The organism is Phycisphaerae bacterium, assembly GCA_012729815.1.
GTDB lineage: Bacteria > Planctomycetota > Phycisphaerae > JAAYCJ01 > JAAYCJ01 > JAAYCJ01.
Window position 1 is genome coordinate 15405 of sequence record JAAYCJ010000038.1, and the last position, 12038, is coordinate 27442.

The following is a 12038-nucleotide window of genomic DNA, read 5'->3' on the forward strand; positions in this document are numbered from 1 at the left end:
TCGAACGATCGCCACTTGCCGATTTGCGATGCAGGAATATGAAAGCGATGCTTCAGCGACAATCGGAGTGGCGGTCCGGCACAAGCGGTTGATCCACGCCGCCGGAAATGCGCCCATTACGAGCCGACCCGCACCTGCTGGAATTCACAGCCTTGTTCTGCCTGGAGGTAATCATGTCGCACATGCGAACCATCGCCGCCGCAATCGCAGTGGCCCTTTCGGTCTGTTCCGTCCTCGGCGCAACCACACAGCCGCGAGCGGCAGGCGCTCAGCGGGAGAAGATCTGCCTCAACGGCGTATGGGACTTCAAGGCCGCCGGCACGAGCGCAACGGAAATTCCCTCCGACGGCTGGAACAAACTGCCCGTGCCGAGTTCGTGGTTCTGGTACGGGACCGAGCTCTTCGTCGTACCCGACGGCGACTCGGACCACGCGTGGTTTCGCCGGTCCTTCTTCGTGCCGAAGGAATGGTCCGACGGACGGAAGGTCAAGCTGTTGTTCCTCGACCTCGACGCGGCCCACAAGGTGTTCGTCAACGAGTCGCTCGCCCACGAGGCGAACGCCATGCGGCTCTGCCTGAACGTCGATATCACCGGTCTGGTCCGCTTCGGCGAGCAAAACAACCTGGCCCTCTGGACCCAACGGGTCGAAAGCGCCCACGAGAGCGGAATCGTCCGCAGCGTGTACCTGGTCACCACGCCCGCAGTCCATGTCAAATACAGCCACGCCCTGCCCAGCGTCAAGGACATGACGCTGACCGTCAAAACACGGGTGAAAAACGAGGACACGGTGGCGCGCACGGTCACCGTCAAGCCGGCGGTCCGCGACAACGCCAAGACCGTCCTGGAACTTCCGGAAGTCAGCGCCACGATCGAACCGGGCCAGAGCGTTGAGGTCGAAACCAGCTCACCGTGGAAGGACCCGGTGCTCTGGGGATTCGGCCCCTACGGCCGGCCCTACCTCTACCACCTATGCACACAACTCGAAGGTGAAGGCGTCGCCGACGAAACCTTCGACCGCTTCGGCTTCCGCGAGTTTCGCACCGATGGCGCCAAGTTCCTCTTCAACGGCAAGGAGTACTTCGTCAAGGGCGACCTGATCAGCCGGGCCTGGCCCGTCACCGAGAATCCCGAGTTCGTCGCCGCGTTCTATCAGGGCATGCGTTTCGCGAACGTCAATTTCCAGCGGCTCCACGGCACCAACACCAATTCCTTCGATTCGCCCTACTGGTACCAGGTCGCCGACGAATTGGGTCACCTCGTCGAGGCCCAGCTCTGCCGGACGCGAACCGAGCCCGACGATCCGGAACATCTGGCACTGTGGACCAGCTACGTCAACTATCACTTCAATCATCCGAGCCTGGTGATGTGGTGCGGCGACAACGAGAGCATCCGGCCCGGCTATTCGACCGACCTCGCCCAGGCCGAGACCGTCATGCCCGGCTGGAACCGCCTGGCCAGCCATATCCGCCGGCTCGATCCAACGCGGATCGTCGAGTTCCACGACGGATGCGCCCTGTTCGCCGGCGTCCACCTGGGCGTCTTCGACCGCGAAAACTACATGACCTTCAACATCCACGCCTACGGGAACCTCGTCCAGGCGGTCCAGCGGGCCAAACGCGACTACGCCTTCGACGACAGCGTGCCCGTCCTGGCCGGAGAAGTATTCCCGTTCCCAGCGAACATCGACATGGTCGCCGACCCGGTCGGGACGTTCATCGAGCAGAGGCGGCGAGGGCAGATGCTGCATAAGGCCATCGGCGATCTCGCCGGCGCCGGGGTCGGAGGAACCATCCTCTGCGCCCTCGAGGACGTGGGGTTCCTCGGCTTCTCCGATCCCGACACGCTGCAACTGGGACCGTGGTCGGATCGAATTCTCGTCCGTGACGAGACCAAACCGGACAAACCGGTGATCGGCAACCGCGAGTGCAAGGTGAAGGCCCGCTGGCCGAGTCTCTCCGGCGAAGGAATGAAAATCGACGTGGTTATGCCGCACTGCGGAGCCACCGGCGGCGCGGGCGGATACGGATTCAACTTCAACTGGTTCGATCCGACCGAGCCGATGTTCCGCACCAACCTGATCGACGTCATGGTTAAGGACGCCTACGAAAAGGCCGACGGCCGCCAGGAACCGCCGCTGGGTCCGCAGCGGGCGCCGCAGGTGATCGTCTGCTTCGGCGTCGAAGGAAAGCCCGTCGAAGGCGCGTACGTGGAACTCTTTCCGCAGGACGGGCAGGCCCCGCCGCCCTCGGCCGTCACCACTGACTCCGACGGGACCGCCTGGTTCCACCTCTGGGACCTCGGACGCTATCGCGCCGTCGTCAACCACGAGGGCCGGATGTTCGAGAAATCGTTTGTCCTGGACGCCCGACCAAAGCTCACCGACAAACCAGGCTACGACTACATCACATGGATCGACATGGGCGGAATCGACATCGCCAAGCGCAAGGCGGAACTGGCCCAGCCGGCGGAGTTGATTGGCGAAACCATTCGCCGACCCGAGGAACTCCTGACCGGCGGCGGTATGGAAATCTGGCACAGCGACAAGATTGGCGGTTGGGACAACAGTCCCGTTCAGGAAACCAAGATCGTCAAGTCGGGAAAGTACGCGGCCAAGCTGGTCGGCAACGTGGCCCAACTGGTGTGTCACATCAAAATGGACCCCGGCAGCCGATACAAAATCTCCGGCTGGATATACAAGGGCGCCGGAGACAACTCCGGATGCATTGGCCTTCGAGCCAACAACTGGGATTGGCTCGTCAAACTCGACGGCAGTCAGGAGCCGGGCCAGTGGGAGTACGTCGAAACCACACACACCGCGACCGGAGCCGAATACTACTTCTACTGCTACAACTACTACATGGGAGACGATGCGGTCTGCTATTTCGATGACGTCTCGGTTCGCAGACTGCCCGACGGAGAAAGGCCAGCGCTACAGCCCGGCCCCTTCGAGGTCGGCAACGACGGGTTCATCGGCCACTGGCTCATCTGCGGACCGTTCCCCAATCTCCTCGTCGAAAAAGACAGCGGCTCCGAATTCCTGGGTCATCGTAACGATCTGCTCAAGGAATACGGCGGCGAGGCGAACTTCGCGCCGAAATATGGATTGAAGCTCCGGATTGTCTTTCCCGTCGGCGGGCCGTGGCTCGAAGGCGAAGAGACGCTCACGTGGCGCGACGTCCACGGCGGCGGCATGATCCAACTCGCCGACCTGACCCTGCCGTCGCGAGGCATCACCGTCCGGCCGCCCAACCTGGTCTGCGCCTACGCCGCGTGCACGATCGAAAGCCCGCGGGCCCACAAGGTCAAGGTCGCCATCGGCAGCGACGACGGCAACAAGGTGTTCCTCAACGGCAAACTCGTCGGCGAAAACGAGGTCATGCGAGGCGCCGAGGCCGACCAGGACATCTACCCAGCCGAACTCAAGCAGGGCGAGAACGTCCTGCTGGTCAAGATATTCCAGCACGTCGGCGACTGGGTGTTCTGCGTACGATTCCTCGACGAGCAGGATCAGCCGTTGCGCGACCTGAACATCAAACTGCCGGGCTAGCCGCGGCTTCGCCGGTCGATTGACCCTCATTAACAGAAAGGCAAAACATGATCGCGAGAATTCTCGTTGGTCTGGCGTACGTGGGACTCTGTGCATTCCAAGCTCAGGCGGCCGACAACATCCCACTCGGCCAGCGACAGAAGATCTGCCTGAACGGAGTCTGGGACTTCGCCGCAGCGGGCACGTCGGCAACGGAGATTCCCACAGACGGCTGGGGCGAGCTTCGCGTGCCCAGTTCGTGGGTCGGCTACGGTCCGGTCAACTTCAGCGTGTCCTCAGCCGACGCGGCGGCGAACCATGCGTGGTTCCGCCGGACGTTCTTCGTGCCGAAAGACTGGTCCGACGGCCGGCGGATCAAGCTGCTGTTTCTCGACCTCGACTGGGCCCACAAAGTCTTCGTCAACGGCAAATTGGCTGACGAATACCCAGCCATGCGGCTGTGCTTCGACGTGGACATCACCTCGCACGTAAAGTTCGGCGAGGACAATGTCCTGACGGTCTGGACCGCCAAATCCGGCGATGACGACATGGAAGGCGGAATCGTCCGTAGCGTGTACCTGACCAGTGTGCCAGCCGTTCACGTCGAATACAGCCACGCCCTGCCCAGCGTCAAGGACATGACGTTGACGGTCAAGACCCGCGTGAAAAACGAAGACGCAGTGGCCCGAACGGTCACCGTCAAGCCGGCGGTCCGCGACAACGGCACGACCGTCATCGAGCTTCCGCAGGTCAGCGCCGAGATCGAGCCGGGCCAGAGCGTCGAGCTCGAAACCGCTGCGCCATGGAAAGACCCGGTGCTCTGGGGATTCGGCCCGTACGGCCGGCCTTATCTTTACCACCTGTCCACGCGCATCGACGGCGATGCGGTGGCCGACCAGACCTTCGACCGCTTCGGCTTCCGCGAGTTCCGCACCGAAGGCGCCAAGTTCCTCTTCAACGGCAAAGACTACTTCGTCAAGGGCGACCTCATCAGCCGGGCCTGGCCGGTCACCGAAGACCCGAGTTTCGTCGCGGCGTGGTACCAGACATTCCGCTCGGCCAATATCAACTTTCAGCGGCTCCACGGCCATCACGGCAAGTGCTTCGAGTCGCACTACTGGTACCAGGTCGGCGACGAACTGGGTCATCTCGTCGAGGCGCAGCTCAACCTGACCCGGCCGGCCCAGGACGACCCGGAGCATCTGAAGCTCTGGACCACGTACGTGAACTATCACTTCAACCATCCGAGTCTCGTGATGTGGTGCCCGGACAACGAAAGCGTGCGGCTGGAACAGATCATGGAGGACCCGGAAACGACGCTGCCGCCTTGGAACCGTCTGGCCGGCCACGTGCGGGGCCTGGACCCGACGCGAATCGTGGATTTCCACTACGGCTGGTCGCTGTTCGCCGGGGTCCACCTGGGCCTCTTCGACCGCGAAAACTTCATGACGTTCAACACGCACCCCTACGGCAACCTGCAGGCCGATCTGCAGAAACAGAAGAAGAGCGTCGAATTCGACGACAGCGTGCCCACACTGATCGGCGAAGTCTACAACTTCCCGTCGGCGATCGACATGCTGGGCGACCCGGCCGGCAGTTTTGTCGAGCAGCGCCGACGCGGTGAATACTGGGCCTCGAACATCGCGAAACTGGCCGAGGTCGGTGCAGCCGGGACCATCCTCTGTTCGCTGGAGGCATCCGGTTTCGTCGGCTACACCAAACCGGGCCAGTATTTCCTCGGCCCGTGGTCCGACCGCTGCCTGATCCGCGACGAAACCAAACCGGACAAGCCGCCGGTGGCTGAACGAATCTGCCGGGTGAAGGTCCGCTGGCCGAGTCTCTCCGGTGAAGGAACTAAGAGCGAGGTGACCACGCCGTACTCGGGCAGCGCCGCAGGTCGCGGCGGATACGGCGACGGAATCAACTGGTTCGATCCCACCGTCCCGATCTTCCGCCCCTGCGTGACCGATCGCATGGTGGCCCAGGCGTATGGCAAGATCGGCGGGGAAGAACCGAAGCTCGGGCCGCATCGGGCGGTGGAAGTGGTCGTCTGCTACGGCCGCGAAGGCCAGCCGGTCAAGGGCGCCTACGTTCACCTCGTTCCCGAGTACGGTCAGGCGACACCGGATGCGGTGGCCACCGACGCCGACGGGACCGCGTGGCTGCGGCTGTGGGATACCGGCAACTATACAGCCGTGGTCGAAGACAAGGGTGAACGGTTCGAAAAGCCGCTGACCATCGAAAAACGCCCGGAACTGACCGGCCAGGCCGGCTACGGTCATCTGGTGTGGGTGGACTTCGGCGGAATCGACGTCGCCAAGCGCCAAACGGAACTGGCCCAACCGGCGGAGTTCACCGACTTTACGCTCCGCAGCCGTGATGAACTCCTGACCGGCGGCGATATGGAGTACTGGCTGAGCGACAATCAAGCCTGCGGCTGGCAACAGAGCGGCCAACAGGAAAAGCAAAACGTCAAGTCCGGCAAGTATTCGGCCCGTCTGACCGGCAACCTGGACCAGATGGTTCGCCTGATCCAAATGACGCCGGGACACCTCTACAGGATCAGCGGATGGATCTACAAGAAGAGCGGCAACAACTACGGCTGTATCGGCATCCGCGATGGAAAATGGGATTGGCTGCTGAAGCTCGATGGCTCGACCGAACCGGACACGTGGCAGTACGTCCAGAACGACTACCGGGCGGTCGGAGGCGAACGCTATTTCTACTGCTTTAACTACTACATGGACGAGGCCGGCGAATGTCTCTTCGACGACATCTCCGTCCAGGTGGTGGATGAAAAGCAGGAGGCAACGCCGTTCCAACCCGGCCCCTTCGAGGTCGGCGACGACGGATTCGTCGGCCACTGGCTCATCTGCGGGCCATTTCCTAATCTGTTGGTTGAGGAGGGCGAAAGCTCCGCGTTCCTCGGCCACCGCCAGGACCTGCTCAAGGACCACGGCGGCGAAGCAACCGCCAGGCCCGCCTACGGACAGACGGTGACGGCGCAATTCCCCGAGGGCGGAGCATGGCTGGAAGGCCAGGAAGTTCTCACGTGGCGAGACGTTCACGGCGGCCAGATGTTCTCGTTTCAGAACCTGGCGCTGCCGTCGCGAGGCATCACCGCCCAGCCGCCCACGCTGGTCTGCGCCTACGCCGCGTGCATCATCGAAAGCCCCGTCGCCCGCAAGGTCAAGGTCGCCGTCGGCAGCGACGACGGCAACAAGGTGTTCCTCAACGGCAAACTCGTCGGCGAAAACGAAGTGATGCGGGCGGCCGAGGCCGATCAGGACATCTACCCAGCCGAACTCAAACAAGGTGAGAACATCCTGCTGGTCAAGATATTCCAGCACATCGGCGGCTGGGAGTTCTGCCTGCGATTCCTCGACGAACAGAACAAGCCTGTCCGCGACCTGAAAATCAAACTGCCGGAATAGACACAGCGCTACTTGGCCGGTTGACTGGCCGGCGCAGGCGGATCGAGATCCATCAGGTAGATCTTGTGAATTGCGCCCTGCTTGGCCGCGACAAACGCCAGACCCTTGCCGTCCGGACTGACCGCCGGCATCTGGTTGTCCGAGCGGTCCGACGTCAACGCGCCCAGGCTGCGATCCTTCGCCAGATCGTGCCAGTGCAGATCAGACGCCGGCTGAATGTCCGACCGCACGTACACCATGTACCGCCCGTCGGGCCCAAACGCCGGATCGTAGCAGCCGCGAACGCTGATCCCGCCCGATGATTCCACCGGCGGCATCTCCGCCACCAGCCGGCCCTCGCGATCGACCACCCGCAAATGCCGCGTACCCTTCTGATCCGTCGTGACCATCGCCGCCAGCTTGCCGCATGGCGAAAACGTCGGCGTGCCTTTGCCGAGTTTCTCCAACACCTGCGGGTCCGGCTTCTCAGCGAACGGATCGATCGAAACCACCTGCTGCTTCTCGCCCTTCCCCTCGGCAAACGCCAGCCGCTTGCCGCCGTCGATCCAACTCGGTGCCGATCGCACTGCCGCTCTGTCGGTCACCCGCTTCGGCGCCGGTTCATTGGGATCGACAATCCAGATATGCCGCGCGAACACCGGACCGGCCACGTACGCGATCCATCGCCCATCCGGCGAAACCGCCGGCCGCTCGACGGCGTCAATCTCGCCGACGCGGGCCTCCTTGCCCCTTTCCAGATCGAGCAACAACAAGTGCTGATCGCCCTCGTCCGTCTCACGGACGAACACCAGCCGCTGGCCGTCCGGAAAGAACGCCGGCGAAAACCCGCCCGCGGGCGTAAGGCATCGCACCGGACCGCCCTCCGCCGCAACCGCCGCCAGAACCCATGCCGATACCAACGCCGTTACGGAAAGATACTTCACCGGAGTCACTCCCTTTCGATTGCCTTGCCCGCAATCATTATACCCGCAATCGACTCGGAGTGAAAGAGCGGACCGACCTACGCCACCGTATCCCGCAGGTGGTTGAGCTGCTCAGCCACCTCGCGGGCGCGATCTTCATTCTCCACCGTAACCTCAAAAACCGCACGCGCCCCAGCCGGTATCTGACGCGGCCAGTCCTCCGGCGGACCCTGCCACCAGCCCGGATGCATCTGCGGACAGACCTCAGCGAAACAGGACCAGGCCTCCTGCAGGATCTCTCGCGACGGGTGAAGGTTCATCAACACCAGGTTCGGCACACGCTTGAACAACTCCCACTGGTGCCGCGCGTGGGCACAGCAGTGGATGCCCATCCGTCCGTAGCGGTTCGACAGCTCGACCAACTCCGGCAAGAAGAACTCCTTGAACATCGCGCAGCCGACCGCTCCGGCCTCGTCTTCCGAAAGCGTGATGCCCAAAGGCATGTAATAGCGAGGATAGTGGGCCAGAAACTCCCGCCCATAGCGGGCGAACCAGGCGTCGAGAAATCCGCAGAAAAGCGACGTCACCTTCGCCGCCAACTCCTTGACCGCCTCGGGATGCTCGACCATGGCGGGAAAGAACTCGTTCTTGTCCCAGATCAGGGCGGCGATGTCGATCGGACTCTGGATGTCCGGAACCCTCATCAGAACGTCTTGGCCGGCGCGGCGGCGCAACTCGTCGGCAACCTCAAACTGCCGTGCCAGCGGGCTCGACGAATACTTCGGAACCCGCAAACCGGAGACCTGCGAGGCGTCGTGGATCATCGGCAGGGCGAAGGGGGTGCTATCGGGGCTCTGGTGCACCCGGCAGCCGAACGCCTCAGCGAATATCTCGGTCCCCGTGTGCATGTCCAGATACGGAATCATGTCGTCGTCCAGCCACGCAAGCTGGCCGCACCGCCGCTCGTAGTAGCGCAATGCGCAGTCGATCTGCCCGTCGCGATTCTCCGGCGCCGGCCGCGGCCGGTCGGCCATCGGATCGCCCACGTCGATCAAAAACATGAACCGCGGCCCCCTGCCCTCGTAGAAATCCCGCCATCGCTGTTTGCGGCGCTCGATCCGGTCGCTGGTCATAGCATCTTATCTCCATCATCCGTATGGTGTTCGTCATCGACTATAGCGACTTTGACGTGGTTAATCCTTGACCATATCACCTGAAACTAGCATAATATCACCATGAGACGAATTCCCAGGAGTCAGTTCATCAAGCGGTCGGACTTCCCGTTCCACATCACCCGCGGACGGTTGAGCGTCGAACGCTATCCCGCCCACAGCCACGATTTTTCCGAGCTGGTCATCATCCTCGCCGGCGCCGCCCTCCACGCCACCGGCGGCCGCGAATACCCGATCGCCGCGGGCGACGTGTTCCTGCTCCAGGGAAGCCGGAGCCACGCCTTCCGCCGGGCCCGCGATCTGGACATCGTCAACATCATGTACGATCCGGCCATCCTCGAGCCGACCGCCCCGCTGCTCAAAAAGATCCCCGGCTACCACGCCCTCTTCATCCTCGAGCCGCGATACCGCCCGCGCCACGAGTTCCAAAGCCGCCTGCGCCTGGACCCTGACGATATCCCCCACGTGGCGAGCAGCATCTGCGATATCAAACAGGAATTCGACGAGGCACGAACCGGGTACGAAGCCGCCATCCTCTCGCAGTTCCTGGCCCTCACGACCTTCCTCGCCCGACGCTACGGCGGCATCGCCAGCCCCTCTGGCCAGGCCCTCCTCCGCGTCGGCGAGGTCATCGCCCACCTCGAACGCCACTACCGCCAGCCGCAGTCCCTGGCCGACCTCGCGAAACTCGCCCACATGTCGCCCAACCACCTCATCCGCGTCTTCAAGGACGCCACCGGCGCCGCGCCCATCGAATACCTGATCCGATACCGCGTCGCCCGCGCCGCCGAGCAACTCGGACGCAGCGACCTGAACATCACCCAGATCGCCCTCGACACCGGTTTCCCCGACGGCAACTACTTCGCCCGCCAGTTTCGGCGAATCATGGGCCTCAGCCCTCGCCAGCACCGGCAGCGCATGCGGTGACACAACGCAGCGGATATCTCGAACCGCTACTTCCACTGGCCCTCCCCTTCTCCAGAAGAGCGATCTGAGACGAGAAGAAAGACATGAGTTTCACTCCATAGCCGCAAATAGCTTTGATATCAACGCACATCATGGGCGATAATCCCCATCATGGAGCAGCCGATCCTGAAAGATATTCTGATCATCTTCGCCCTGGCGGTGGCGGTGCTGCTGGTTTGCCACCGGATCCGCGTGCCGCTGGTCGTGGGTCTGATCGTTACCGGCATGCTCGCCGGACCCTACGGTCTGAGACTCATCCGCGCCGTCAACGAGGTGCAGACGCTGGCGCAGATCGGCGTGGTCCTCCTGCTGTTCACCATCGGCCTGGAGTTCTCGTTCAAGCACCTCCTGTCCATCGGAAAGGCCGCCCTGCTGGGGGGTGGAATCCAGATCGGCGTGACCGTCTTGGCGGTGTTCCTGATCGCCAAGCTGTACGGCCTGCAGATCGGCCAGGCCATCTTCGCCGGCTTTCTTGTCTCGCACACCAGCACCGTGATCATGCTCAAGCTCCTTCAGCAACGGGGCGAAGTCGACAGCCCGCACGGCCGCATCGGATTGGGAATCTCGATCTTCCAGGACCTGATGACCATTCCCATGGTCCTGATCACCCCCCTTCTGGCGGGGGGCCAGGGCGGCGAAGGCAAATCGCCGCTGATGATCGTCGCAGCCGGCTTGGCCATCCTGGGCATCGCCTGGCTCGGAGGCAAATACGTGGTGCCCAAGGTGCTCTACCACGTGGCCCGAACCCGCAACCGCGAGCTTTTTCTCCTGACCGTCCTGCTCCTGTGCCTGGCCGTGGCCTTGCTGACCTACAGCCTCGGGCTGTCCCTGGCCCTCGGAGCCTTCCTGGCCGGACTCATCGTCTCCGAATCCGAGTACAGCCACCACGCACTCGCCAACGTCGTGCCGTTCCGCGACGTGTTCACCAGCTTCTTCTTCATCTCCATCGGCATGCTCTTGAACGTCGGCTTCCTCGTCGATCACATCGTCTTCGTCACCGTCGCGGCAGGCGGTCTGCTGGTCCTCAAGTTCGTGGTCGCCGGCGCCGCCGCGATGGCTCTCGGCGTCCCCCTCCGGACCGGCATCCTCGCCGGCCTGGCCCTCGCCCAGATCGGGGAGTTCTCGTTCGTCCTGGCCGAAGAGGGGCTGGAGTACGGCCTGTTCCCCGGCCAGAGCTATCAGCTCTTCCTGGCGGTGATCGTCATGACGATGGTCGCCAACCCCTTCATCTTCGTCCACGCCAACCGGATCGCGCACAGCCTGCTGCATCTGCCCTGGCCCAGAAGCCTGCGCCGCGAACGGATGGACCAGCAACTTCGGCAGGCGGGCGGCCATGAGGCCCACGCCGACCACCTTGTCATCGTCGGCTTCGGACTCAACGGCCGCAACCTCGCCCACGCCGCCAAGGCCGCCGGCATCCCGTACGCCATTATCGAATCCAATCCCACCACCGTCCGACAGGAAACCGCCCGCGGCGAACCCATCCTCTACGGCGACGCCACCCACGCCGCCATGCTCCTTCGCGTCGGCCTGGCTGAAGCCCGGATCATGGTCATCGCCATCAACGACCCCCAAGCCATCCGGCGGATCACCCGGATCGCCCGGTCGATGAACCCGCGCGTCTACATCATCGTCCGTACGCGATACGCCATCGAGGTTGAGCCGCTCTACCAACTCGGAGCCGATGAGGTGGTCGCCGAAGAATTCGAAACCTCCGTCGAAATCTTCACCCGCGTCCTCTCACGATACCTCGTGCCGCGAGACGAGATCGACCGCCTCACCGCCGACATCCGCGCCGACGGCTACCAGATGTTCCGCAAGCCGCGACTCGAAACCCGCGACCTGGCCGACGTGCGATTCGCCCTCCGCGACCTCGAAATCGTCTCCCTCCGGGTCTCCGACAGCTCCGAACTGGCCGGCGGCACCCTCGGCGAAATGGACCTCCGCAAACGCTTCGGCACCACCCTCCTGGCCATCAGCCGCCACCACCGCATCATCGCCAACCCCGGCGCCCAGGAACAAATCCTCCCCGAAGAC

Annotated in this window: 6 protein-coding genes; 4 read left to right on the forward strand and 2 right to left on the reverse strand. The window is 63.2% G+C overall.

Annotated elements, in window-relative coordinates:
* Positions 1 to 173: 173 nt before the first annotated feature.
* A complete protein-coding gene (locus tag GXY33_03030; GenBank protein NLX04100.1) occupies positions 174 to 3548 on the forward strand; it encodes a hypothetical protein in 3375 nt (1124 codons plus the stop codon).
* Between the two features lie 47 nt (positions 3549 to 3595).
* The gene (locus GXY33_03035) at positions 3596 to 6961 is read left to right on the forward strand and encodes a hypothetical protein (GenBank protein ID NLX04101.1); all 3366 of its coding nucleotides are present in this window, start codon (positions 3596 to 3598) and stop codon (positions 6959 to 6961) included.
* Between the two features lie 8 nt (positions 6962 to 6969).
* Here GXY33_03035 and GXY33_03040 read toward each other — a convergent pair whose 3' ends face one another.
* Positions 6970 to 7884 carry a hypothetical protein gene (locus GXY33_03040; protein NLX04102.1) on the reverse strand — a complete coding sequence of 305 codons (915 nt, stop codon included), beginning with the start codon at positions 7882 to 7884 and terminating at the stop codon, positions 6970 to 6972.
* A 77-nt stretch (positions 7885 to 7961) separates the two neighbouring features.
* Positions 7962 to 8996: a hypothetical protein gene (locus GXY33_03045; protein NLX04103.1), complete on the reverse strand. Its 1035-nt coding sequence runs from the start codon at positions 8994 to 8996 to the stop codon at positions 7962 to 7964.
* Positions 8997 to 9098: 102 nt separating this feature from the next.
* Here GXY33_03045 and GXY33_03050 point away from each other — a divergent pair, with 102 nt between their 5' ends.
* Together GXY33_03050 and GXY33_03055 are read left to right on the forward strand one after the other, a co-directional pair.
* Positions 9099 to 9962 (forward strand): helix-turn-helix domain-containing protein, encoded by an 864-nt coding sequence (locus GXY33_03050; protein ID NLX04104.1) that lies wholly within the window; start codon positions 9099 to 9101, stop codon positions 9960 to 9962.
* A gap of 150 nt (positions 9963 to 10112) precedes the next feature.
* A partial coding sequence (locus GXY33_03055) for a potassium transporter KefB (protein NLX04105.1) occupies positions 10113 to 12038 on the forward strand: 1926 nt, incomplete at its 3' end.